The following is a 25,341-nucleotide window of genomic DNA, read 5'->3' as shown; positions in this document are numbered from 1 at the left end:
TTTTCATGAGTTTGTTTAAAGGTAAGGAGTAACAAAATGGAAAGCAAAAAGATGATCTCTAAAGACCCAAGACTTCATGCATTCAGAGATGATCTAGCAGATCAACGTCTTGAAACAGAAATTACAGCTCAGCGCTTTGTTCAAGGTGAAAAAAGACGTGTTAATGCAGCGGTCGCTGGACTTTTTAAAGAAAATAGTAAAAAAAGTGAAAGACAAACAGAATGCTTATTGGGAGAAGAACTTCTCATTTTTGAACAAGGGGAAACATTGTCGTGGGGACAATCACTCAAAGATGGTTATGTCGGTTATATTGATACAAAAGTTCTTTGTACATCAACCATAAAACAAACACATGTGGTTTCAGTACCACGCACATTTAAATATTTACACGCTGACTTACGTGGACCAATAGTATCCCCATTATCTATGGGAAGCAAAGTCAGTGTTGTTGATGAAATTGAAGTCCGTGACACAATGTATTCTATTCTTGAAAATGGAACAGCAATCATTACGAGCCATCTCAGCCCCATTGGACGCGTATATGAAGATTATGTCACAGTTGCAGAAACCTTTATCCGTACACCTTATCTTTGGGGTGGTGTCAGCGGTTTTGGAATTGATTGTTCGGGACTCATTCAGCTCTCTATGATGATGACCGATCAAATAGTTTTACGTGACACCGATATGCAGCAAAAAACTATAGGCAATCCTCTTACAGATACTGATAAACTTCAACGAGGCGATTTAATTTTTTGGAAAGATCATGTTGCTATTATGGTCGATCACGCAAATATTATTCACGCAAATGGTTTTTCTATGGACGTTATGATTGAGCCATTGGAAAAAACAATTACGCGTATCGCTAAAAAAAATCAATATCCCATCGCAAAACGCCGTCCAATTCAAGAAACTTAATACATGCCTCCTATAAAAAATTAATTGAATGTTTTTATTATACAATAGATTGATTTATAAGGATAACTATCCATCATTCGCTCTGCATCAAGCATTCTAAATATCGTAAAATTCTCTTATTTCAAATCTGTTTTTATGTTGAATCAATCAAAATCGCTTGCTTGTTCATCACAAGCGAAATTGATGTATAAGTAAAAATGATTACGAAAAGAAAAAATATCCCTTCTGAATGCTCTCAAATGCCAAGAGCTATCATAACTAACATTGGAACCAGCTTACTCCTTCATAAGCGTAAAGATAGTGGCGCTCAATAGATTTTATCTTATAAGGCTTTACCATTATACCATTCACGAGTGCCAGCACGAAATGGGCTTTGGAATATTGCGAGATGTCTCTTTTAAACAACCCCGTAAATATGCAACACAATGGCGTTCTATATTACGTAAGGGATATGCCCCTCTTAATCAAAAGCAACATTTTTTGAAATTTTTCCTATTATCGATATCTTATGAAATAAATACTCCTAATATCTCTCGATGCATCCAAAACAATCTCTCAATAATAATCGCGAAAAGTATAAATCCATTATCTACCACCATTTTTATGCTTATGAAGCGCGCAAAGGCATCATTATACACTTTGCCAATTCTCAATGTTGCGATAACCCTTGGCTATTGAAGAGTGTTCTTTCAGCACGTATTTTATTTATTTCTGTCTTAAATAATTTTATCCACATGACCCGCCCCGCTTGGAACGTGCAAAAGAATGGTTTTGATTAATTTAACATAAAACAGATTTGAAATGAGAAATTTTTTTATGACCCTAGACTTCCCCATACAACATAAAAAAATTATAAATTATCATTATAACTCAATATATTGATTTATATTTAAACAATATTTCCTTCTTATAACACATTAAAGAAGGTGATTTTTCAATACCTGAACCAATGGTTTATCAGCATCAGGCATAGGGTATTTATCAAGATCACTAATAAAAATCCATTCTAAATTTTGCCCTTCTCGTCCTTGCGCAACGCCCTCATAATGGTCACAAAGATACAATGGCATTAAGAGATGAAATGTTTTATAGCTATGACTTGCAAATGTTAAAGGGTGTAAATTATTTGGTTGAACATAAATACCAAGCTCTTCCTCTAATTCACGAATCAATGATGCTTCCGGAGTTTCACCTTTCTCAACCTTGCCACCAGGGAACTCCCATAAACCAGCCAGTGATTTTCCTTCAGGACGCTGTGTAAGCAAAACACGATTATTCTGATCTAACAGTGCACATGCAACAACAAGAAGAATGGAACTTTTCATACACATATCACTCCCCAATAGGGAACATAAAGATAACTGACTTTTCTATCATATCCCCTCTGCTCCTAAAAGAGCTCACATACCCCATTTGCTCTGAAAAATAATAAACTGTTAAATATAAAGTGCATCCATTAACTTCTGTAATCGCTATTGATCATAACGTACTCTTTTGTTAAATCGCAAGACCAAACCGTCGCCGTACTCTTACCCAAACCGATATCAACACGAATCGTGATGTGCTTACCTTGCATATAAGTACCTATTTTCTCTTCACAATACTCAGGATCTCGTACGCCATTCACGGCCACACGATGCTCACCAAACCAAATCGTCAATAGATCACGATCGACTTCAACACCGGCCTTCCCAACTGCCATAACGACCCGCCCCCAATTCGCATCTTCACCGGCAATAGCCGTTTTTACGAGCGGTGAATTTGCAATTGATAAAGCAATAGTTTTAGCTGCATTATTTGTTGTAGCACCCACCACATTAACCTCAATTAAATGACGAGCACCTTCACCATCACAAACAACTTGTAGTGCAAGTTCATGCAGAAGTGCACTCAATTGTTTCACAAAAACCCCATAACGCGGATCAGATTTACTTGTAAGACATGGAAAATGTTCTTTTCCTGTCGCAAACAACATAAGCGTATCTGAAGTTGAGGTATCGCTATCAACAGTAATTGAATTGAAAGAACCCTCAACTGCCTCTGATAACATGGATTGGAGTGCATCCGAAGAAATGGTAGCATCACTAACCACAAATGACAGCATTGTCGCCATATCGGGTGCAATCATACCAGCACCTTTTGCAATTCCATTAATGGTAACACGCTCTCCCCCACAGTCAAAAGTGCGCGTCGCAAGTTTTGGAAATGTGTCCGTTGTCATTATGGCTTTTGCAGCTTCCAACCAATTTCCCTCTTCTGCTGTCTCTGTCATACTTGGTAAAAGATTGACAATACCCGATGCATCCATTGGCTCACCAATAACACCCGTAGAAGCTATAAAAATTTCATCTTCTCTAACCTTTAAAGCGTTCGCTGCTGCACAAATAATTGCATCGGTTGTGTGCTTTCCTTTGCTTCCTGTAAAAGCATTTGCATTTCCAGAATTCACAACAACACCCCTCGCAACCCCATGAGGAAGCGATGCACGACAATGCTCTACAGGGGAAGATGGACATTTTGAACGGGTAAAAACACCGGCCACACTCACTGGTTTATCGAATATGATGAAAAGGAGATCTGTACGATCTTTATATTTAATCCCAGCTTCAGCTGTTGCTATCCGTACACCAGATAATGGAGAAAGCTCTTGGATCTTTTGAGGCGACAAAGGAGAGATTTTCAAAACCACAATATGCTTTCTATAAAAAAATGAAATGATTGCAGATCAATAACCTCTCATAGAAAACTGCTAGGCTTTTTGAACAAAACTAACCTAGCAAATTATCTATTAAAGAGGCTATCTACTTATTTTTCCTAGCTATTCCGTATCTTCTTCATCAGATGTCTCATCGGGAAGTAGCGTCCCATTTTGATGAAGCGATTCCATGATTTTTGTAACATTAGGATCAGGGTATTTCACATCTATCTTGCTACGCAAATCAACAATCAGTTCTTGATAGCGCTTTTTTATCAGCTGTGTCCGCAACATCTCTTTAACATCATCAAATGCAGGCGGTTGTTTTACACGACGATCTTCTAATTTAATAATATGCCAACCAAAAGGACTTTCAACGGGTTGTTTTGTGTATTCGCCAACTTTCAAACCAAATGCGGCATCTTCAAAAGGCTTGACCATTTGACCATGGCTAAAATAACCAAGATCACCCCCAACGGCAGCAGAACCATCTGTTGAACTTTTCTTTGCAATCTCTTCAAAATTTTCGCCTTTATTTAAATGCTTAATGATAGCTTCTGCTTCTTTTCTCGTTTTGACCAAAATATGACGCGCTTTAACCTCATCCTCTTTAGGTAAAGCAGCAACTTCTTGCTTATAAAGAGCTTCCAAATCAGTATCCGATATTTTATCAACAATCGCCTGTTTAAAATAAAGCTGTTGAAGAACATTGTCACGCATGACTGCCATACGTTTATCGTAAGCTTCTGTCTTATCAAGACCTTTGCTTCTTGCTGCTTTTGCAAGGGCCTGCATATCTAAATAAGCTTTTAGAACCATCATACGGCGTTGTTCATCAGGAAAACGTGCTAAATTAGGATTTATTTCAAGCGCTAAATCATCCAATTGGCCTGCTGTAATATTTTTCCCATCAATAACCGCCATAACATGAGAAGGAGAAACGGCTTTTTCAGAAGCTTTCTCTAAAGTCTTTAAATCACTCGACGATGAATTCAAACCTTCTTGAGCACTCACCCCTAAACTTGTACTTGCCAATAAAGTTGATGCTAAAAAAAGCGTGATAAAGTTAAATTTCATAAATATACTCCTTAAAAATGAAGGCAGGTTCAAGATTCCAATTTTCTTTACCATAACACTTTAATCTTTAAACATAGAGAAATAAATTAGTAATTTTATTTTAAAAAAGTATAAAGTTATCCTTTTATCTCAGTTTCTCCAATCCTATCTAATGCAGATGAAAAACATGATAATAGAGAAAAATGACATATTGTATCTTAAATTACTTTGTATTGTATCAGTTAAATAGCATACTTAAAGTTGACATAAAGCGCTTAGCCTCTTATCTCTACTTTACAATTAGAGTGAAAAATTGCACACCAGCAAGTATAATGGTACCATCTGCATTTCATGATGTCACTAATGATATCAGATAACTTGAAGAAAATGTAGAGTATGGGGAGAGCGTATGAATTACCCAACAAGAGTGACAACAATTAAAAGAAAGGGCCAGAGATGGTCAGTTTAGGTGTTTTTGCCCGTAAGTTTTTTGGTTCAGCTCATGAGCGACATCTCAAAGCACTCCGCCAAAAAGTTGCACAAATTAATGCTTTGGAAGAACAATTCGTAAAATTAAGTGATGAGCAGCTTTGCCAAAAAACAGATGCCTTTCGTAAACGTCTTAGTGAAGGTGAAAGTGTTGATTTGCTCTTACCAGAAGCTTTCGCGACTGTTCGTGAAGCCGCAAAACGTGTTTATGACATGCGTCCTTTTGACGTACAACTTATTGGTGGAATGGTCCTTCACGACTGCGGCATAGCTGAAATGCGTACTGGTGAAGGTAAAACATTAATGGCAACTCTACCAATTTATCTCAATGCATTGGAAGGTAAAGGCGTTCATGTTGTGACAGTAAACGATTATCTCGCCAGTCGTGATGCTGAAACAATGGGGAAAATTTTTAGTTTTCTAGGGCTTACAACAGGCGTGATTCTTCATGATCTTGATAGTGATGCCCGCCGAGAGGCCTATGCATGCGACATCACCTATGCCACAAATAATGAACTAGGTTTTGATTATTTGCGTGATAATATGGCCTTCGATCATAGTCAAATGGTCCAACGTGGACATCATTACGCAATTGTTGATGAAGTTGATTCGATTCTTATTGATGAAGCCCGTACCCCCCTTATTATTTCTGGTCCTCTAGAAGATCGTACTGACTTCTATAACCTTATTGATACATTTATTCCTGCCTTAACTCCAGAAGACTATGAAATAGACGAAAAACAAAAAACAACGACCTTTACCGAAGTTGGTACTGAAAAAATTGAAAAAATGCTCGAACAAGCTGGGCATCTTAAAGGTGAGAGTCTTTATGACATAGAAAATGTCGCTATCGTTCATCATGTCAATAATGCTCTAAAAGCTCATAAACTGTTTGCTCGCGATAAAGATTATATTGTTCGCAATGATGAAATCGTTATTATTGACGAATTTACAGGGCGAATGATGCCTGGGCGGCGTTATTCTGAAGGACTTCATCAAGCGTTAGAAGCTAAAGAGCATGTTGCTATTCAACCAGAAAACCAGACACTTGCTTCCATCACTTTCCAAAATTACTTCCGTATGTATAGAAAATTATCTGGCATGACTGGAACTGCAACAACAGAAGCCGAAGAATTCAGAAATATTTATGGTCTTGACGTTGTCGAAGTCCCTACAAATTTGCCAATACAACGTATTGATGAAGATGATGAGATTTATCGAACAGCAGAAGAGAAATATCGGGCAATTGTGCGTGATGTCCGTCAAGCACACGAAAAAGAACAGCCTATTCTTGTTGGAACAACCTCTATTGAAAAGTCAGAACAATTGGCAGAGCGTTTGCGAAAAGAAGGCATTACCGATTTTAGAGTCTTAAATGCTCGCTATCACGAACAAGAAGCATACATCATTGCGCAAGCAGGCGTTCCTGGAGCTCTCACCATTGCAACCAACATGGCAGGACGCGGTACGGATATACAGCTTGGTGGTAATGTTGAAATGCGCATCCGACAAGAGTTACAGGATATCCCGGAAGGTCCAGAGCGGACAGCTAAAATTGAAGAAATAAAAAAAGATGTTCAGAAGCTTAAAGAAAAAGCTTTAGCGGCTGGAGGGCTTTACGTTATCGCTACTGAACGTCATGAAAGCCGTCGTATTGATAACCAGCTTCGTGGACGTTCTGGTCGCCAAGGCGATCCTGGGCGCTCAAAATTCTTTCTCTCTCTTCAAGATGATCTTATGCGTATCTTTGGCTCTAACCGTATGGATGGTATGCTGCAAAAACTGGGATTGAAAGAAAATGAAGCTATTATCCATCCATGGATTAATAAAGCCCTTGAAAAAGCACAAAAAAAGGTCGAAGCACGAAACTTTGAAATTCGTAAAAATCTGCTAAAATATGATGATGTCATGAATGATCAACGCAAGGTTATTTTTGAACAGCGTATGGAGGTCATGAATGCAGATGATTTATCAGAAATGATCCTTGAAATGCGTAATGAAGTCGTAGAGGATCTCGTAGAGGCTTATATTCCATCAGGGACATATTCTGAAAAATGGGATGCAAAAACTCTCGAAGAAGAGCTTCAACAACTCTTTAATCTTGAGCTTCCAGTGGAAGAATGGGCAAAAGAAGATGGAATTGCCGAGGAGCAAATTCTAGAGCGTGTATCAGATGCTGTTACAAAACTTGAAAATGAGCGTACTGAACGATATTCTCCAGAAGTTATGGCTTATTTTCACAAAGCAGTATTGCTCGAAACTATTGACACGTTATGGCGTGAACATCTGGTGAGTTTAGACCATTTGCGTTCTGTTGTTGGTTTTCGTGGTTATGCGCAGCGGGATCCGCTCAATGAATATAAGACAGAATCATTTGAACTCTTTCAAAGTATGTTGAGAAATTTGCGCCGAATTGTCACTTCTAAGCTTATGCGCTTTGAAATCATTCAACACCCCACAGAACCGACCATGCCTGAGAAAACTGATGCTGCTTCTTCTGTCTTTAATGATCAAAGTCAAGAAAATGCTCCCACCTTATGGGCACGATCACAAGAAAATAGATTTGTTAATCCACAAGATCGTGACCCTAACGATATAACCACATGGGGAAAAGTTGGACGTAATGAGCGTTGTCCTTGCGGTTCAGAGAAAAAATACAAACACTGTCATGGAGCCTTTGTTTGAAAAGCAAACTATGCAAATGAATAAAAAGCGAAATTATGAGCAAGAATTGCGCACCGCTGGTTTAAGAGTAACACGTCAACGACGAGTTATTCTTGATATTTTGACTGATACAAATGATCATCCCAATGCATTTGAAATTTTTCAGCGTGCAAACAAAATAGATTCGAATATTTCACTCTCAACTGTTTATCGAACCATGAAAATATTAGAAGGAAATGGAACAATTCATCGCCATAGCTTTAGTGGTGGTCCATCTCGTTTTGAGCAAGCAGATGGGCAACATCATGATCATCTCATTGATATAGAAACAGGACAAGTCATCGAGTTTCATTCTGATGTTATTGAAAAGCTACAAGAGGAAATTGCAAAATCTCTTGGCTATGATATTATTCATCACCGCCTTGAACTTTACGGAAAAAAAACTCTTAAAAAAGTGATCATATATCATTAGATAAAAAACCTCAGGCAAATCAAATTTTATAAAAATTTACCTTTAAAATATAATAGTTTTCATTGGCAAAAAAAAAGAATTGCTTTATTACCCCTCTTTGTATGATGCTATACGGTAATTCATTGCCAATATTATAACAAACAATCATTGCAACAAAATATTATAAAAATTGTATTATGAAAAATTAGGCCAATATTATCATGGTTTCCTTGCCACAAGATCGTATGAGACAGCTTGAAAAGCGCTTTGAAATAATTGAAAGCCAAATGACGACGAATCCAAATGCTGAAACATATGTCAAATTAGCTTCTGAATATGCAGAACTACAACCCGTTATTACCTCTATACGCGCATTAAATGCTCTTTACGAAGAGATTACAGAATTAGAAACGATTATCAACGATAAACAAACAGATATAGAGATGCGTAATCTTGCCCAAGAAGAGCTACCATCGTTATATAAAAAAGTGGAGCAATTTGAAAAAGAACTCCAAATTCTGCTTTTGCCTAAAGATGTTGCTGATGAAAAAAACGCTATTGTTGAAATTCGAGCAGGAACGGGTGGCTCAGAAGCAGCACTTTTTTCCGGTGATCTTTTCCGCATGTATGAACGTTATGCCCATGCTCACAATTGGAAAGTAGAAGTTATTTCACTTAGTGAGGGGGAAGTTGGCGGATATAAAGAGATTATTGCTACCATTTCAGGAAAAGGTGTCTTTTCTAAATTGAAATATGAATCAGGGGTTCATCGTGTGCAACGTATCCCTGAAACAGAGACAGGTGGACGTATCCATACATCTGCTGCTACCGTTGCTGTGCTTCCAGAAGCTGAAGATATTGATATTGATATTCGTCCTGAAGATATTCGTATCGACACAATGCGTGCATCCGGAGCAGGAGGACAGCATGTTAATACAACGGATTCAGCTGTTCGTATCACGCATATTCCAACAGGAATTATGGTCGTACAAGCAGAAAAATCACAACATCAAAACCGAGCAAGAGCCCTTCAAATTTTACGGGCACGCTTATTCGATATCGAACGACAAAAAGCGGAAAGTGAACGTTCAGCTTCTCGTAAAAGCCAAGTTGGTTCTGGTGATCGCTCAGAGCGTATTCGTACCTATAATTTTCCACAAGGACGTGTCACGGATCACCGTATTAATCTAACCTTGTATAAGCTTGATCGCATTCTAGAGGGAGATCTTGATGAGCTTCTTCATGCACTCATCTCAGATCATCAAACAACACTGCTGATGGAAATGGATAATAATTGAGCAAATATTCTTTCAAGAACGTTATCCAACAAATGCAAGAAAAATTGCGCACGAAAGGAATTGCTGAAGCCAATCTCGATGCGAAAATACTCGCTGAATGGATAACAGGAATAAATGCTGCTGAAAGAATTTCTAAACCAGATATGCATCTATCTTCTGAGCATATTATACAAATAGAACAGGCTTTACAACGGCGTATTGCAGGCGAACCCGTTTACCGTATTATAGGAGCACGAGAATTTTATGGTATATCTTTTACATTGTCTCAAGAGACGTTAGAACCTCGCCCTGATACAGAAACGCTGATAGATCTTGTTCTTCCTTTTCTCCAAAAACAGGTCGAAAATTCGAGAAAAACAACATTCCTTGATATGGGAACAGGAAGTGGCGCCATTGCTATTGCACTCCTTAAACAAATTCCCCAATCCTATGCGGTGGCAGTCGATATCTCTGAAGATGCCCTTAGAACAGCAAAAAAAAATGCAAAAAATGCTGAAGTAGCACACCGCTTCACACCTCTTCTTAGCGACTGGTTTGATTCTGTCGCAGATCGCTTTGATTTTATTGTTTCCAATCCACCTTATATTCCCGCAAAAGATATCAAAAAACTTGCAAAAGAAGTGCGCTTACATGACCCATTGCGCGCTCTGATAGGAGGGGAAGATGGACTTGATTTTTATCGAAAACTCGCCCATGAAGCAGCCAACTACTTAAAAGAAAACGGCTATGTCGCTGTTGAAATTGGTTTCTCTCAAGAAAATGAAATCTGCAATTTGTTTGAAAAAAATGGTTTTCAATGTTTAGAAGTGCGCAAAGATCTAAGTGGAATACCCCGCGCACTTCTATTTGCATGCAAACATTAAAATTCCCAATCATCATCCGTGGTAGCAACCGCCTTGCCAATGACATAAGAAGAACCTGCCCCTGAAAAAAAGTCATGATTTTCGTCAGAGTTTGGTGATAAAGCTGCCAAAATAGCGGGATTAACACGACAAACCTCAGGGGGGAAAAGAGCTTCAAAACCTAAATTCATTAAAGCCTTGTTAGCGTTATAATGAAGAAAAATTTTAACATCTTCTGTCAATCCAAGCGCATCATAAAGATCTTCAGTATATTTGCACTCGATGTTATAAAGATCAAAGAGCAGGTTAAAAGCAAAATCTTTAATTTCTTGTCTTTTGGCTTCATCAAGCTTTGCAAAGCCCAATTGGAATTTATAACCTATATAATAACCATGGACTGCTTCATCACGAATGATTAGTCGAATGAGGTCTGCTGTATTGGTCAACTTAGCGCGACTGGCCCAATACATGGGCAAATAAAAACCAGAATAAAATAAAAAGCTTTCCAGCAAAGTCGAAGCAATTTTTTTCTTAAGTGGATCATTTGCTTCATAACGCTCAAGTACTAATCTAGCCTTTTTCTGCAAATGAATATTTTCTTCTGACCATCTAAACGCATCATCAACTTCTACCGTCGAACAAAGGGTTGAAAAAATAGAGGAATAAGAACGTGCATGAACCGCTTCCATGAAGGCAATATTCGTCAAAACTGCCTCCTCATGCTCTGTTATCGCATCAGCCAGAAGCGAAATGGCTCCTACAGTGTTTTGAATTGTATCAAGAAGCGTTAGTCCTGTAAAAACACGAATCGTTAGCTTGCGTTCTTCATCCGTTAAGCTTGACCATGAGGGAATGTCATTAGAAAGCGGAACCTTCTCAGGTAACCAAAAATTCCCAGTTAAGCGGTTCCATACTTCAAGATCTTTCTCATCATGTAATCTATTCCAATTAACAGCGCACACAACAGGATTTTTGGTTGTAATCTTTGTCATATGATGATCTCCTATAAACTGCACGAAACACAGCCATCAACTTCTGTTCCACTTAATGCTACTTGCCGTAATCGTACATAGTAAATACTCTTGATACCCTTTTTCCAAGCATAAATTTGTGCGCGGTTAATATCACGTGTGGTCGCTGTATCAGGAAAAAATAATGTTAATGAAAGACCTTGATCAACATGCTGTGTTGCAGCAGCATAGGTATCTATAATTTTTTCAGGACCAATCTCATAAGCATCTTGGTAAAAATTCAAATTCGTATTATCCATATAAGGAGCGGGATAATAAACGCGCCCAATTTTTCCCTCTTTGCGAATTTCAATTTTTGAAGCAATTGGATGAATGGAAGAAGTGGCATGATTAATATAGGAAATAGATCCCGTAGGTGGAACTGCCTGCAAATTGCGGTTATAAAGCCCATACTCAATAACTAATTTTTTGAGTTCCTGCCAATCCTTTTGATCTGGAATAACAATATTATTCCGTGCAAAAAGCTCTTGCACAAGCGGAAATTGCGGTTTCCATTCTTTTTCAATATATTTTTCGAAAAAACGTCCATCTGCATAAGCTGATTTTTCAAACCCTGCAAACATTTCTTGACGTTCGTGCGCAATTAAATTGGAAGCCCGTATGGCGTGATATGTCACAATATAAAAATAGATATTGGTAAAATCAATCGCTTCTGGAGACCCATAATAGATCTGCTCACGCGCTAGAAACCCATGCAAATTCATTTGTCCCAAACCAATCGCATGACTTTCAGCATTGCCTTTCGCAATGGAAGGCACACAAGCAATATTGCTCATATCCGAAACAGCAGTAAGAGCACGAACAGCAGATTCCACGGTCTGTCCAAAATCAGGACTTTCCATTGCTTTGGCAATATTCATGGATCCAAGATTGCAGGATATATCACTTCCAATCGTGCGATAAGTTAAATCTGTCTCCAGTTCACTCGCCTCACTCACCTGCAAAATTTCTGAACATAAATTGCTCATACTTATGCGCCCAGCTATCGGATTCGATCGATTAGCAGTATCCTCAAATAAAATATAGGGATAACCGGACTCAAATTGAATTTCCGCTAATGTCTGGAAAAAAACGCGTGCACTTATTTTCTTTTTACGAATCTTTGCATTATCAACAAAAGAACGATAATGCTCCGTTAAAGAAATATCGCTAAAGGGCTTACCTGTCACACGCTCGATGTCATACGATGAGAAGAGATACATATCCTCATTATTCCGTGCAAGCTCAAAAGTAATATCAGGGATAACGACGCCAAGCGAAAGCGTTTTAATTCTAACTTTTTCATCAGCATTTTCACGCTTTGTATCCAAAAACTTCATAATATCTAAATGATGAGCATGCAAATAAACAGCTCCAGCCCCCTGTCGTGCCCCAAGCTGATTGGCGTAAGAAAAAGAATCTTCCAAGAGTTTCATCACCGGTAAAACACCTGAGGACTGATTTTCTATTTGCTTAATTGGTGCTCCAGCTTCCCGCAAATTCGTTAAACAAAGCGCCACACCTCCACCACGTTTTGAAAGCTGCAAAGCCGAATTAACCGAACGACCTATCGATTCCATATTATCTTCAACACGTAGCAAAAAACACGAAACCAATTCACCTCGTTGTTTTTTCCCAGCATTTAAAAATGTCGGTGTTGCCGGTTGAAAACGTCCTGTAATAATTTCATCCACAAAACTTTCAGCAAGAGCTTTATTCCCTTGTGCCAAATATAAAGCTACAAGACAGACGCGATCTTCATAACGTTCAAGATAACGTTTCCCATCAAAAGTCTTCAGTGTATAGCTGGTATAATACTTAAATGCGCCTAAAAAGGTAGGAAAACGAAATTTAAATGCATAAGCACGTTTAAAAAGCTTTTTAATAAAAGAAAAATCATAAAGCTCAAATAAAGCTTTTTCATAATAACCTTCTTCTATTAAGTAATCTATTTTTTCCTTCAGGTTATGAAAAAAAACTGTATTTTGATTAACATGCTGAAGAAAATATTGCCGCGCAGCAAGCCGATCCATATCAAATTGAATATGACCATTTTCATCATAAAGATTAAGCATTGCATTCAACGCATGATAATCAGTAATCTGATCCGATTTCTGCGATTGTCCTATACCAATTGTTTCCAAAATCTTTCCAATCCCTTTTTTACATAAATAACGTCTTCATCAGTTCCACGCAGCTCAAAACGATAAAGGCAAGGTACACAACATTTTTCAGCAATAATTTTACTTGCTAGATTATAATAGCGACCAAAATTACGATTCCCACCGCCAATAACACCACAAATTAATTTTCGGTTCTCAGCTTCATTAAGAAACTGGACAACGGCTTTCGGCACGGCCCCTCTTCCTTCACCATCTGCATATGTAGGAACAACCAATACATAAGGTTCACCAACCAATGCAGAAGGCTTTCTTTTATCAATTTTGAAGAGTCGTTGCCCAAGCTGCGAGACAAAATGTTCTGTATTACCCGTTGCACTCGAATAATAAACAATAAGCCCCATTAAGCACAAAGACCACTAATCATATCTGGTCTAAAACCAGACCAATGATTTTCACCACAAACAACGACAGGAACCTGACGATACCCCAGAGATTGAACAAAACTGTATGCTTGTTCATCACAGGAAATATCAACAACACGATAATGAATGCCTTTTGCATCAAAAGCGCGGCGTGTAGCATCACATTGGACACAAGATGGTTTGCTATAAATAGTGATCGACATTTTCTTCAACTTTCACAATTCCAAACAATCAACCCTGAAAGGTCAATCTAATAATTTTATAGGTACTCAAGAATAACAAAAAATAGAAATTGTACGCAAAACATGTGGTTATTTTCAAATAATACACAGCTTCCTGAACATAACAGAATTCCTCATCAAATAACTTCAAAAACTATGATGAGAATAAGCGATTATTCTACAACTTAAATGGCAACGCCCCCTAGTTATAAAACAATCTTTTGCTTGCATTACAATTCCCTCCTGCTGTCTAAAAAACTAATGTTCTAAACTACCGTTTTTCAAGAGCTCTGTTTGCTCTTTTACGGCAAAAATCAATTACAAAAACGAAAGGAAATCCTTCCAAAAGAGACCCTTCAGTAAAAATACTGCTATACCTTTGGCCAATAAACTCTTTACAATAATGGAAATAACTTAGATACCAAACGAAACACACTAACACCCTCTCTTGTGCTTATTTAGAATCACCAATCATTTTGATACTATATATAGTATATACTCTCTCTCTTTCGTCAAGGTGAATTCAATTATTATTTTTAATTTTCCACGATCTTCCCACTAAAATTTTCAGTACTCAAAACTCTGTAATAATATAACATTTTGTTGACAAACGTTATATTATTACATAGTTTCCAAAATAATAAGCAACGATGGTAAAAAATATGGATCTGCACTTCAATAAGACAACATTAGGCTATAGGAATAGAATAGCAATAAAGAACTTTTCAGCAAAGTTAAAAGCTGGTTCATTGGTTGCAATAACAGGTGATAATGGCGCTGGAAAATCGACACTGCTAAAAGCCATCGCCGGATTGATTAAACCTCTTAAAGGAAAAATTACAAAACCAAAAAAAAGCCGCATTGCTTATCTTGCTCAGCAATGTAATATAGATCAAACATTTCCAATTGATGTGAAAACGCTTGTAAAAACAGGACTGTGGTCTTTTTGTGGATTATGGAAGAATCAGCGCCCTTATGATTCTAAGATTCAAAATGCTCTTAAAATGGTTGGGCTTACAGAACTCGCACCCCGTTCGCTTGAAACATTATCAGGCGGGCAATTACAACGCGCTCTTTTTGCACGTATCATTGTACAAGATGCCAATATTATTTTACTTGATGAACCTTTCAATGGTGTAGATCATAATACCCAAAAAGACCTTCTTGCTCTGATCACATACTGGCAACAGCAAGGACGCACAATTCTCACCGCACTCCATAACCCTCTCATCGTGCAAGAATTTTTCCCCCAAATGATTCAAATTGATCAACAAAACGCCTTTTATGGAGAAACAACACAGTTTTTAAACAACACCCTTCATCACGTTATGCCACCTCTCACATCCAATTCTTTCCCTATTAGCGCACAAAAACAAAATCTTCTCATCAATGATCCTCTCTTTCTTAGGTTATAAGACGTGTATGCATTTTTTCTTGCCCCCTTTGTTGATTTCCAATTTATGCAAAACGCCCTTATCGGTTCTATTTTTCTGTCTATTAGCGCTTGTCCTGTTGGTGTGTTTTTGATGCTCCGTGGAATGAGCTTGACAGGAGATGCTATCTCTCATGCCATTCTTCCTGGTGTTGCAATTGCTTTTCTGATTTGTGGCTTTTCCCTCATATCTATGACACTTGGTGGTATCTTCGCTGGTCTTATTGTTGCTTTAGCAACCATTTTGATTTCACGAAACAGCTTTCAGAAAGAAGATGCATCCATGACCGTCTTTTATCTTATTGCACTCGCGGCAGGTGTTATTATTATCTCACTGAAAGACTCAACAATTGAGCTGCTTCATCTCTTATTCGGATCGGTTCTTGCACTTGATGCACAAGGCCTTTGGTTAATCACTACTATAATGCTGATTACACTCTGCAGCCTTTGTATTTTTTGGCGTGCACTCGTTTTAGAAAGCTTTGACCCCCTCTTTTTTAAATCACTCTCTCCATTGAGTAAATATATTCATATTTCATTGCTTGGACTTGTGGTGCTGAATCTGGTTGGAGGCTTTCAATCACTAGGAACATTACTTTCCGTTGGTATTATGATGATTCCAGCCATTACAGCCCGTTTTTGGTTTTCACGGCTAGGCCCTATTTGCGCGCTTTCCACTCTTTTTGGAATCATTTCTAGCGTATGTGGTCTCCTGCTTTCTTTTCATCTTTCACTTCCCTCCGGCCCTGCTATCATCATTGCCGCAGGATTTATTTATCTTGTTTCCTGTTTGATAAGTCCACGTGGCTTTATTGTAACATGGTTTCCCCACCTCTTTTATACCTCCTCACTTTAAGGAAAAAAATGTGCCTAAGTTTGCTCAAAAATTTGTTCTTCTTGGAGCTTTATTGCTTGCCCTTTCTCCATTTTCTGCTTCTGCACACAATAAAATCAAAGTTGTTGCGAGCTTTTCTATTCTTGCAGATCTCGTAAAAAATGTAGGAGACAACCATATCTCTATGACCACTTTTGTAGGTCCCAATGCGAATACCCACACTTATGAACCTACCCCCCATGATGCTCAGGCTCTTAGAAATGCTCAAATTATTTTCATCAACGGGCTTCATTTAGAAGGATTTATTGATCGCCTCATTACAGCAAGTGGTACAAAAGCACTTCTTGTCGAAGTTAGCGCTAACATTCCCTCCATCAAAATGAAAAATCAAGAACATAATGCCCATCACCACCACAGCGTTATTGATCCACACGCTTGGCAAACAATTCCCAATGTCAAAATCTATGTGAAGAATATCGCTGCTGCTTTTTGTAAAATCGATCCACAATCCTGTACCAGCTACAAAAAAAATGCCGAAACCTACATCCAAAAACTTAAAATAGCACAAGATACCCTGAAAACAAAAATTGCTACCATTCCTAAAGATAAACGTATCATTATCACATCTCATGATGCCTTTGGCTATTTTGCCAAGGAATATGGTTTTACTATCCTTGCCCCTCAAAGTGCTTCAACAGAAACTGAAGCAACCGCAGCCGATGTTGCTAAACTTATAAAACAAATTAAAGCGAATAAAGCAACTGCCCTATTCGTTGAAAATATCTCTAATCCCCGTCTCATAAAACAGATTGCAAAAGAAACAGGTTTAACAATTGGTGGAACACTTTATTCTGATGCATTGTCAAACAAAAATGGCCCTGCAGCAACTTATCTCGATATGATGGAACATAATGTAAATACCATCATTGACGCTATCACAAAACATTAAGATCTTCTATAAAAGAGATAAAAAAGAGTTCATAAAATCGTAAGTCTATGATTATGTTACTAATGATACCCCAACAGCTATAATTGATAACATTGATATGAAATAAAATTACTTTTACAGAGAAATTTATACTCTATAGATTCTAAGATAGATAAAGTAAGTGGATTTATTGCCTCATGGTGCCCAAACTGTCAGCAGTAGCATTCTATTTTTCAATGCTTCTTTTACAATAACTCTCGACACTTGAAACGATTCATAAGAAGAATTTGGTGTCTCTTTCTTAAAGTATTTTTATCTATCCAACTTCATTTATAACATGCAAGTAGAATTAGTGTATGAATAAAAACCACTTGAAGAAAAAATGCCTCTTATGAAGAGTCTCAACACAATAATTGTTGCAATGTTGGAGACTGAAAGAGAGTATGATGATGGCCCCAGCTTGCATTTTTATAAGCATAAAGATGGCGATACACAATGGATTTTATGTTATACTACTTATAAACGACTGCGTGAAAAAATAGTTGGAACAACCTTGCAAGATATTTTTTAAAAAAAGTGCGTAAATTGGCAACCCAATAGCCTTCTGTTTAGGTATTCTGTTTTGTATGAGAGATGCAATTCTATTACGTAAAAAAATGTGTTCGGCAATACTTAATCGCCATTATGTAAGAGACACTGGCTCAGATGTTTTTGAAAATTGCAATACTAAATTAAAAGATGATGCTAAAGACAGAATCTATTTTTTATTTGATGCTTTCATATTCTCCCTAAATTAAGCTGTCTCCTCATTTTAGAAATTACACAAGCAGATAAGCTTATTCTACTTTGGCATACAAAACTGAATACAGCACTGAACCGTCTTCATATTTGTCTCAAACATACTGCTGTATAAAGTTTAGGTTGATTTATAAGCAACAAAAAGCACGCGCTTTATAAGAAAGTAATATCATAAAACCATTAATAAACTGGCAATATATTGAAAAAATATACCAGCTTTTATAGAATGCTTTGTAAAACAATAACATAACTGCCTTTGTCCCTGCTGATTCTTATAGGTATTCGCATCGATCCCTTATGTTATATTCATAAAGATCTGTTTGAGGATGATCTACAGGCAATTTTTAACTCAAGAATATAGAAAAGATCGATGAGATGTTACAGATGTGTTTCATCTGCTTTTATCGCTAAAAGTAATGAAAATTCTAAAACAAGCACGCCTTCTATCTCTCAGTTATTTTTTTGCAACTTATCAAATACCCTCGCTGAGAATTGCATAGTGATTCACATGAGAAAAAATAAACTTGCAGCATGCGCGCATAGGTTTCTCTCTAATTTATGTGATTGGTAGAAAAAACAAATGCTTCTTATAGGAGCTCTGAAACCATTTTAGATCATATGGCCAGCGGTAAAATAGAATGCGCCTATTTTCGTACAGACTATTTAAAACAGCGTCGTATTTTGTGAATCAAATAGACTTCTTATGTTAGGGGTCAAAGCCAAGATATGGGGCGCATCCTCCCTTATCTGTGACTCATTTTTTCTCTCTATTTCTCTCATTTACTTTTATAATACACATAAATTATTACATCAAGAAACATATTATAATATGTTGTTTTTTATAACAAAATTATAAATGAGTAAAAATATGGTTAATAAAGATTTATTCTATTGTTTGAAAATTATATTCTTCTTACAGACCGTGAAAATGCAAAATTTCTTCATATAAATGTTTTGACATTCTCAGCGCTATGGGACAATAGATCATTACCAAAACTGTTAAAATTTTGTTTTTAATCCCATCGGTTACAACCTGAGTTTGTAAATGTAATTGAGCAAGTCAAAACACACCATTATCATGACGCAGCATAAAAGAGAGTCGTATCACATCAATTAATGCTTACTTATTATTTGTGCGCTTTCCTGTGTTTTTATTAAAAGTATGAAAATTCTGATGAGCAACAGTGAAACTTAGTTTTTGACCATAGTCGTGTGTCAAGCGTTCTTTTATTTCAATCGTAAAAATGATACCATTCCAACGCGTTAAAACATGGCAACCTGTTCCAATAAGCTTGATAAGCTCAATTTTTGTGTGAAAGACAGGCCCTTTATCTGGATGTTCGCCCAATAAGATTATTTCAGGTCTGAATGCTAAAAGATCAGTTTCTTCACCACAAGAAAATGAATGCCCTAAATGTTGTTCTAAGACATAGCGATCAAGAAAATTCATAGGAGGAGAACCAATAAAATCAGCAACAAATGTTGTTGCTGGAGTATCGTAAATTTCCATTGGTGTTCCAATTTGCTCGATAGCTCCTTTATTCAAAACGACTATTCTATCAGCTAATGTCATAGCTTCTAGTTGATCATGGGTAACATAGAGGCTCGTTGTTCCTAATGAACGCTGTAGTGTTTTTATTTCAATACACATTTGCGCCCGTAATTTTGCATCAAGATTTGAAAGAGGTTCATCAAAGAGAAAAACACGGGGTTGACGTACAATCACACGCCCCATTGCAACACGCTGACGTTGTCCTCCTGATAATTGTCGTGGTTTACGATCAAGAAATGGTTCTATCTCCAAAAGCTTTGCAGCATGTGCGATACGTTTTTTAATTTCTTCTTTAGGAGTTTTACGATTTTTAAGACCATATTCTAAATTTCCACGAACTGTCATATGGGGATAAAGGGCATAATTTTGAAAAACCATAGCGATATCACGATCAGCTGGTTCACGATCATTGATACATTCGTTATCAATGCATAATTCACCTGAGGTAACTTGTTCAAGTCCTGCTATAATACGTAATAAGGTCGATTTTCCGCACCCTGAAGGACCGACAAGAACAAGAAGTTCTTTATCGGCAACAGTTAAGTTTAAATCATCAATGACCAGAATGCCGTTGTCATACTGTTTTTTTATATTTGATAACTGGATTATGGCCACAATTACTTCTCCGTTTCAATAAGGCCTTTGATAAAAAGCCGCTGCATGAAGATAACAACAAGAACAGGGGGAACCATGGCAACAACCGATACTGCCATGAGTATATTCCATTGAGGATCATGTTGAAGTGATTCGACAATAAGCTGTTTTAAAATAATAAGGATCGTTTGATGATTTTGATCCGTTGTGATGATAAGAGGCCAGAGATATTGTATCCATCCATAAATGAACATGATGATAAATAAAGCAGCAATATTGCTTTTACTAAGAGGAAGAAGAATATCCTTAAAAAATTTAACTGGACCTGCACCATCAACACGTGCCGCCTCTAAGAGTTCATCTGGAACAGTCAAAAAAAACTGGCGAAATAAAAATGTAGCGGTCGCAGATGCAATAAGTGGAATAATCATTCCACTATAGGTGTTGACCATCCCCAATTTTGCAACAATCTCATAGGTTGGAAGAATACGAACTTCGACAGGGAGCATCAATGTAACAAAAATAAGAACAAAAGCAGTTTTTCGGAAGGGAAAGCGCATGTAAATAATTGCATAAGCAGACAAAAGTGAAATAATAATTTTTCCAACGCTAATCCCAAGAGCCATAATGAATGAATTCATTAAGAGTGGCCAGAGGTTGGGCAAACCCAGCTGTGCAAGGCCATCACCAAAGATTGTTTTATAATTTTCCAGAGCATATTTCCCAGGCAAAAGAGGAAGTGTTCCTGAGTTAAATGCTGCTGAACTATGAGTTGATGCAATGATAGCAACATAAACTGGAAAGCAAATAATGATAATACCAACAATGAGAATAATATGGGTTAGAAATTTCAAAACAGGGCGATTTTCAACCATAATTTGTTTCCTAATATTGTACACGGCGCTCAATCCAGCGAAACTGGATAAACGTTAAGACAATAACCATCAACATCAATATTGTTGATTGTGCTGCTGATGCACCGATTATTTGATTTCTAAAGCCATCGTCATATACTTTATAGACGAGGATGCTCGTTGCACGCGCAGGACCTCCAGAAGTTGTATTATCAATAATACCAAAAGTATCAAACATAACATAATTGACATTGACAATAAGAAGGAAAAACGTCGTTGGTGAAATTTGCGGGAAAACCACTGTCCAAAATCGTTTAAAGGGACCAGCACCATCAATGGCGGCTGCTTCTATTTGAGAACGCGGAACAGACTGAAGACCTGTAAGAAAAAAGAGAAAATTGTAAGAAATTTGTTTCCAACTAGCCGCAATGACAATAAGAATCATTGCTTGAGTGCCATTAATACGATAATTCCATAGCACCCCTATTTTCTCGAGAAAAAAAGGAATAATTCCGATGGTAGGATGAAAGATAAACAGCCACAATATACCTGCCAATACTGGAGCAACAGCATAGGGCCAGAGCAAAAGCATTGTATAAGCCTTTTTTGCACGGATGACACGATCAACACAGACAGCTAAGAGAAGTGATATTGTCATTGAAGCGACAGTAACTGAGATGGAAAATACTGCGGTTGTAAAAAGCGATTGCCGATAAGTAGGATCAGAAAGAACGGTTAGATAATTCTCAAAACCAATAAAGGTTGTTGTAAAGCCAAAAGGGTCTTCACGCTCAAAAGATGATTTTATTGCTTGAGCAGCAGGCCAAAAGAAAAACAAAAAAGTCACAAGAAGCTGAGGAAAAAGCAGTCCGTAAGAAAGTAGACTATTTTTAAAATATGCATGTTTTTCTTGCATTCATAGGGCTCTTTAAATGTAGAGACTTTAAAAAAGTAAACAAAAAGGACTCAACCGTTTTTGTTGAGTCTTTAATGTTTAACAATAAAACGAAATTAATGATTAGATCTTTCAAATTCACGCAAGAGTTTATTTCCACGTTCAACGGTCTCATCTAAACCATCTTTCGGCGTTTTTGAACCACTAAGAACAGCTTCCAACTCTTGATCAAGAATGGCACGAATTTGTGGTAAATTACCAAATCTTATCCCTTTTGAGTTAACTGTTGGTGGATTAAGATTAATCTGTTTGATAGCTATATCCGCACCTGGCGTTTTTTCATAGAAATGTTGTTTTTTGCTCAATTCATAAGTCGCTTTTGTGGTTGGGAGATAACCTGTTTCCTGATGCCATTTTGCTTGATTTTCTGTTTTTGAAAGAAATTTAAGAAAAGCGGCTGCCCCTGCATATTCCTTTGGAGTATGGCCCTTAAACGCCCAAATAGAAGCTCCCCCAATAACTGAATTTTGTGGTGCTCCTTCTGTATCCTTATAGTACGGTAGCATACCAACCCCCACATTAAACTGAGCTTCAGAAACAATTCCAGCATGTGATCCTGAAGATTGCATAAAAATTGCACAATTTTGTGCCATAAACATTGGTGTTGAATCTAATGCACCTGCTGGACCACCATAACGGAAAATACCTTGATCAGACCACTTTTTCAGGTCAGTCCACATACGCACTTGTAAAGGTCCATTAAATGTAAGTTCTGAATCAAGTCCTTTAAAGCCATTTTCCTTCGTTCCAAAAGGAACATTATGCAACGCTGAAAAATTTTCTATACCAATCCATTGAGCGGCATAAGCCATTGTAAAACCACAAGTTGCCGCTTTAGTCTTAAGAATTTTCTTGGAAAAGTTTTCTATATCTTGCCACGTTCTAGGAGGCTGTTCTGGATCAAGCCCTGCTTTTTTAAAGATATCTTTGTTATAATAAAGGATGGGTGTTGAAATATTAAATGGCATAGAGACGATACGTCCCTGTTCATCGGAGTAATAACCACTAATAGCAGGGAAATAATCTGTAGGATCAAATTCTTGTTTTGTATCAGCCATAAGTTGATAAAATGGGTAGATTGCACCTTTTGCAGCCATCATAGTTCCAGTACCAACGTCATAAATTTGAGCAAGTACTGGCTGTTTCTTTCCACGAAATGCTGCAATGAGTGAAATCAATCCCTCTTCATATTCACCGCGAAATGAAGAAACAACTTTATACTCAGATTGACTTGCATTAAAATCGTTAATGAGACTTTCAGTTTGCTTTCCTAATTCACCACTCATAGAATGCCAAAAGCTGATTTTTGTCTGTGCAAAACTTTCTGTCATCCCCGCTGTGGACATTATGATAGCAACCGTGGCCGCTATGGAAAGATAAAAACGACTCATGCTTCACCCTTTCTGAAGTGATGGAATACAAACTACCCCTAAATTTATAGTATTACACATGAACATGCTATGACAGTTTTATTTCAGAAACATATTCTCTCATTTAAACAGGATCCACCTAAAGGTCAAATGAATTTGTTTAAATTTATTTATTTTCTTTTATAAGCTTTCTTATGTATTCATGAAATACGCGTTTGTAACTATCTGAAAAAAGTGAGATGGCTTAAATAAGCAAAGTCACTTGGTAAAAAGATATGGATCGTAAATATCATTCAATGACTATTTTAATATCTGGATTTACTTCTTTAAAAAGAATTGTTTATTCTTTTATTATTTGTCTTATAACTTTCGGCTTATAACTTTAACACGATGTTGCTACTGAATTTAAAGAAGAGACAAATAGAATTTTTTTAAAATTAAGAAAATCATTTTGAAGCGCTTAATAGTCTCTTTCCCTGTAACAAGATCACACCCCTCACGCAAAACAAAATGACACTGTATAACCAATTTCCATACTGTTAAAAAATCTTTCAATACATCTACATTTCATGATAGCACCTATAAAATAAGCCCTAAAGCCTCTCCATTAAAGTATATAAGACTTTTTGTATGCCATCATTTTTACACTTCATAAAAGTGCAAAACGACATCATCATGTGCGATCCTAATGCTTCAACAAATCTTGCATTTAAAATACGTTAAATGAATATTTTTATTCTTTTCTCAATCATTTTTTATCCACACACCAACCCTGCTTGTAATGTGCAAACGAATGATTTTGATTGATTCATTGTAAAAATATTTGAAATAAGAGAATCTTACGTATTAAGGTCTCTTACTCACATGAATAAAATATTAATTATGATTATAAATCAATGTATTATTGTCATGTATTAGATAATTTTTCTTCTTGCATTACGCTAACTTTATGAAGATATATAGTTCCTTTTGTGTTGATGTATTTTTACCTTTGTGCACACAATTGCAATGCGAGATCAGGTTGATCTGTCGTAATATAATGTACAGGCATATCAAGCCAATATGATAACCGAGCTTTTCCATTAATTGTCCATACCCCTACAGTAAAACCAGCCTCAAGAGCTGCTTCAATAAAGTTCTGTGAAACAATAGAGCCATCTAAACTTAGATCAGAATAACCTAATTGCTTCCATTCAGAAAAATGACGGTACATATCACCTTCGAAATTATCAACACATGGACCAGATGGTATTCCTGCTTCAATAAAAGGACGAAGGATAAAAGGATCAAAACTAATTGCAGAAACCCGTTCTGATAAATTTCGGCTTTTTATTAGTGCAAGCGCTTTTTGGGATAATATTGTTTCACGCTCCACTTCACCACATGTTTTGATTTCAAGATGCAACGCAACATTCGTTGGTGCTAAAAGATCAAGCACTTCTTCTAATAAGGGAGGTGCTTCTTGGCTTCCTTTTACGCAGAGTTGTTTGCGTGTTTCATTATCAATGTCGTGAATATACCCCTTTTTTCCAACCAATTGGTCTAAACGGAGGTCGTGAAAGACAACCACTTCACCGCTTTTCAGCAAATGAACGTCGCATTCAACTTCATCAACACCTAACGCTATAGCATTATTAAATGCCGAAAGGGTATTTTCAGGATAAAGATGAGCTCCTCCACGGTGTGCAACAATTTTTTTCTCAGACATGCAAAATCCCACACTTCTCAATTTTAAACGATATTGACGTACAGATTGCCAGATAAAGGCTTATATCATATGAAAATACACAATCATTTTTAAATGATTTTTTCTACACTTTTCGAATATCAAACCCTC

Annotated in this window: 20 protein-coding genes; 8 read left to right on the top strand and 12 right to left on the bottom strand. The window is 37.0% G+C overall.

Features of this window, described 5'->3' with window-relative positions; all coding sequences use genetic code 11:
• Window positions 1-51: 51 nt before the first annotated feature.
• Window positions 52-915 (top strand): NlpC/P60 family protein, encoded by an 864-nt coding sequence (locus ACFIMG_RS03685; RefSeq protein ID WP_375678547.1) that lies wholly within the window; start codon window positions 52-54, stop codon window positions 913-915.
• Between the two features lie 917 nt (window positions 916-1,832).
• On the opposite strand, the gene mutT is transcribed toward ACFIMG_RS03685, so the two are convergent.
• The 3 genes from mutT to ACFIMG_RS03670 form a co-directional block, all read right to left on the bottom strand.
• A complete protein-coding gene (mutT, locus tag ACFIMG_RS03680; protein WP_375678523.1) occupies window positions 1,833-2,246 on the bottom strand; it encodes an 8-oxo-dGTP diphosphatase MutT in 414 nt (137 codons plus the stop codon).
• 125 nt (window positions 2,247-2,371) lie between these two features.
• On the bottom strand, window positions 2,372-3,604 hold the full coding sequence (argJ, locus tag ACFIMG_RS03675) for a bifunctional glutamate N-acetyltransferase/amino-acid acetyltransferase ArgJ (protein WP_375632283.1): 1,233 nt from the start codon (window positions 3,602-3,604) through the stop codon (window positions 2,372-2,374).
• Window positions 3,605-3,733: 129 nt separating this feature from the next.
• Window positions 3,734-4,687 (bottom strand): peptidylprolyl isomerase, encoded by a 954-nt coding sequence (locus ACFIMG_RS03670; protein ID WP_375611828.1) that lies wholly within the window; start codon window positions 4,685-4,687, stop codon window positions 3,734-3,736.
• 435 nt (window positions 4,688-5,122) lie between these two features.
• On the opposite strand from ACFIMG_RS03670, the gene secA reads away from it, so the two are divergent.
• The 4 genes from secA (at window position 5,123) to prmC (ending at window position 10,431) form a co-directional block, all read left to right on the top strand.
• Window positions 5,123-7,840 carry a preprotein translocase subunit SecA gene (secA, locus tag ACFIMG_RS03665; RefSeq protein ID WP_375678524.1) on the top strand — a complete coding sequence of 906 codons (2,718 nt, stop codon included), beginning with the start codon at window positions 5,123-5,125 and terminating at the stop codon, window positions 7,838-7,840.
• Window positions 7,779-8,291, top strand: a complete 513-nt coding sequence (locus tag ACFIMG_RS03660; RefSeq protein ID WP_375693570.1) for a Fur family transcriptional regulator — start codon at window positions 7,779-7,781, stop codon at window positions 8,289-8,291. Before secA ends, ACFIMG_RS03660 begins: the two co-directional genes overlap by 62 nt.
• A 200-nt stretch (window positions 8,292-8,491) precedes the next feature.
• Window positions 8,492-9,568, top strand: a complete 1,077-nt coding sequence (gene prfA / locus ACFIMG_RS03655; protein ID WP_375633948.1) for a peptide chain release factor 1 — start codon at window positions 8,492-8,494, stop codon at window positions 9,566-9,568.
• Window positions 9,565-10,431 (top strand): peptide chain release factor N(5)-glutamine methyltransferase, encoded by an 867-nt coding sequence (prmC, locus tag ACFIMG_RS03650; RefSeq protein ID WP_375678525.1) that lies wholly within the window; start codon window positions 9,565-9,567, stop codon window positions 10,429-10,431. The genes prfA and prmC overlap by 4 nt, the downstream gene beginning before the upstream one ends.
• Here prmC and nrdF read toward each other — a convergent pair.
• From nrdF to nrdH, 4 genes are read right to left on the bottom strand one after another with little or no spacing between them, the layout of a single operon-like run.
• Window positions 10,428-11,402, bottom strand: a complete 975-nt coding sequence (gene nrdF, locus ACFIMG_RS03645) for a class 1b ribonucleoside-diphosphate reductase subunit beta (protein ID WP_273722534.1) — start codon at window positions 11,400-11,402, stop codon at window positions 10,428-10,430. The two genes, prmC and nrdF, sit on opposite strands and share 4 nt — an antisense overlap.
• An 11-nt stretch (window positions 11,403-11,413) precedes the next feature.
• Window positions 11,414-13,564 (bottom strand): class 1b ribonucleoside-diphosphate reductase subunit alpha, encoded by a 2,151-nt coding sequence (nrdE, locus tag ACFIMG_RS03640; protein WP_375633944.1) that lies wholly within the window; start codon window positions 13,562-13,564, stop codon window positions 11,414-11,416.
• Entirely contained in the window at window positions 13,546-13,944 is a 399-nt protein-coding gene (gene nrdI, locus ACFIMG_RS03635; RefSeq protein ID WP_375613294.1) for a class Ib ribonucleoside-diphosphate reductase assembly flavoprotein NrdI, read from the bottom strand. Before nrdI ends, nrdE begins: the two co-directional genes overlap by 19 nt.
• Window positions 13,944-14,168: a glutaredoxin-like protein NrdH gene (gene nrdH, locus ACFIMG_RS03630; protein ID WP_005774163.1), complete on the bottom strand. Its 225-nt coding sequence runs from the start codon at window positions 14,166-14,168 to the stop codon at window positions 13,944-13,946. Before nrdH ends, nrdI begins: the two co-directional genes overlap by 1 nt.
• A 680-nt stretch (window positions 14,169-14,848) precedes the next feature.
• Between nrdH and ACFIMG_RS03625 the strand changes: the two genes are divergently transcribed.
• From ACFIMG_RS03625 to ACFIMG_RS03615, 3 genes are read left to right on the top strand one after another with little or no spacing between them, the layout of a single operon-like run.
• The gene (locus tag ACFIMG_RS03625; RefSeq protein ID WP_375613293.1) at window positions 14,849-15,601 is read left to right on the top strand and encodes an ABC transporter ATP-binding protein; all 753 of its coding nucleotides are present in this window, start codon (window positions 14,849-14,851) and stop codon (window positions 15,599-15,601) included.
• Window positions 15,602-15,604: 3 nt separating this feature from the next.
• The gene (locus ACFIMG_RS03620) at window positions 15,605-16,474 is read left to right on the top strand and encodes a metal ABC transporter permease (protein ID WP_375678526.1); all 870 of its coding nucleotides are present in this window, start codon (window positions 15,605-15,607) and stop codon (window positions 16,472-16,474) included.
• Window positions 16,475-16,484: 10 nt separating this feature from the next.
• Window positions 16,485-17,402, top strand: a complete 918-nt coding sequence (locus ACFIMG_RS03615) for a metal ABC transporter solute-binding protein, Zn/Mn family (protein WP_375678527.1) — start codon at window positions 16,485-16,487, stop codon at window positions 17,400-17,402.
• A 1,897-nt stretch (window positions 17,403-19,299) separates the two neighbouring features.
• On the opposite strand, the gene ACFIMG_RS03610 is transcribed toward ACFIMG_RS03615, so the two are convergent.
• The 5 genes from ACFIMG_RS03610 to ACFIMG_RS03590 form a co-directional block, all read right to left on the bottom strand.
• Window positions 19,300-20,346 (bottom strand): sn-glycerol-3-phosphate import ATP-binding protein UgpC, encoded by a 1,047-nt coding sequence (locus tag ACFIMG_RS03610; RefSeq protein ID WP_375678528.1) that lies wholly within the window; start codon window positions 20,344-20,346, stop codon window positions 19,300-19,302.
• A 2-nt stretch (window positions 20,347-20,348) separates the two neighbouring features.
• A complete protein-coding gene (gene ugpE / locus ACFIMG_RS03605; protein WP_375613289.1) occupies window positions 20,349-21,200 on the bottom strand; it encodes a sn-glycerol-3-phosphate ABC transporter permease UgpE in 852 nt (283 codons plus the stop codon).
• Between the two features lie 10 nt (window positions 21,201-21,210).
• On the bottom strand, window positions 21,211-22,095 hold the full coding sequence (gene ugpA, locus ACFIMG_RS03600; protein WP_375627662.1) for a sn-glycerol-3-phosphate ABC transporter permease UgpA: 885 nt from the start codon (window positions 22,093-22,095) through the stop codon (window positions 21,211-21,213).
• Between the two features lie 95 nt (window positions 22,096-22,190).
• Entirely contained in the window at window positions 22,191-23,525 is a 1,335-nt protein-coding gene (ugpB, locus tag ACFIMG_RS03595; RefSeq protein WP_375678529.1) for a sn-glycerol-3-phosphate ABC transporter substrate-binding protein UgpB, read from the bottom strand.
• Window positions 23,526-24,489: 964 nt separating this feature from the next.
• Complete coding sequence (locus tag ACFIMG_RS03590) at window positions 24,490-25,212, bottom strand: glycerophosphodiester phosphodiesterase (protein ID WP_375678530.1); 723 nt, start codon at window positions 25,210-25,212, stop codon at window positions 24,490-24,492.
• Window positions 25,213-25,341 lie beyond the last annotated feature (129 nt).

Source organism: Bartonella sp. AP11XZML, from assembly GCF_042196445.1.
GTDB lineage: Bacteria > Pseudomonadota > Alphaproteobacteria > Rhizobiales > Rhizobiaceae > Bartonella.
Note: the sequence above shows the minus strand (reverse complement) of the source record. Positions and strands in the feature narration are given on the sequence as shown.

Bases quoted from the DNA above. Each gene is read 5' to 3' on its own strand.
- ugpB (WP_375678529.1), bottom strand. From the start codon at position 23,525: ATGAGTCGTTTTTATCTTTCCATAGCGGCCACGGTTGCTATCATAATG.
- ACFIMG_RS03625 (WP_375613293.1), top strand. From the start codon at position 14,849: ATGGATCTGCACTTCAATAAGACAACATTAGGCTATAGGAATAGAATA.
- secA (WP_375678524.1), top strand. From the start codon at position 5,123: ATGGTCAGTTTAGGTGTTTTTGCCCGTAAGTTTTTTGGTTCAGCTCAT.
- ACFIMG_RS03685 (WP_375678547.1), top strand. From the start codon at position 52: ATGATCTCTAAAGACCCAAGACTTCATGCATTCAGAGATGATCTAGCA.
- ugpA (WP_375627662.1), bottom strand. From the start codon at position 22,095: ATGCAAGAAAAACATGCATATTTTAAAAATAGTCTACTTTCTTACGGA.
- nrdF (WP_273722534.1), bottom strand. From the start codon at position 11,402: ATGACAAAGATTACAACCAAAAATCCTGTTGTGTGCGCTGTTAATTGG.
- nrdH (WP_005774163.1), bottom strand. From the start codon at position 14,168: ATGTCGATCACTATTTATAGCAAACCATCTTGTGTCCAATGTGATGCT.
- ugpE (WP_375613289.1), bottom strand. From the start codon at position 21,200: ATGGTTGAAAATCGCCCTGTTTTGAAATTTCTAACCCATATTATTCTC.
- ACFIMG_RS03670 (WP_375611828.1), bottom strand. From the start codon at position 4,687: ATGAAATTTAACTTTATCACGCTTTTTTTAGCATCAACTTTATTGGCA.
- nrdI (WP_375613294.1), bottom strand. From the start codon at position 13,944: ATGGGGCTTATTGTTTATTATTCGAGTGCAACGGGTAATACAGAACAT.
- ACFIMG_RS03590 (WP_375678530.1), bottom strand. From the start codon at position 25,212: ATGTCTGAGAAAAAAATTGTTGCACACCGTGGAGGAGCTCATCTTTAT.
- prfA (WP_375633948.1), top strand. From the start codon at position 8,492: ATGGTTTCCTTGCCACAAGATCGTATGAGACAGCTTGAAAAGCGCTTT.
- mutT (WP_375678523.1), bottom strand. From the start codon at position 2,246: ATGTGTATGAAAAGTTCCATTCTTCTTGTTGTTGCATGTGCACTGTTA.
- ACFIMG_RS03660 (WP_375693570.1), top strand. From the start codon at position 7,779: ATGAGCGTTGTCCTTGCGGTTCAGAGAAAAAATACAAACACTGTCATG.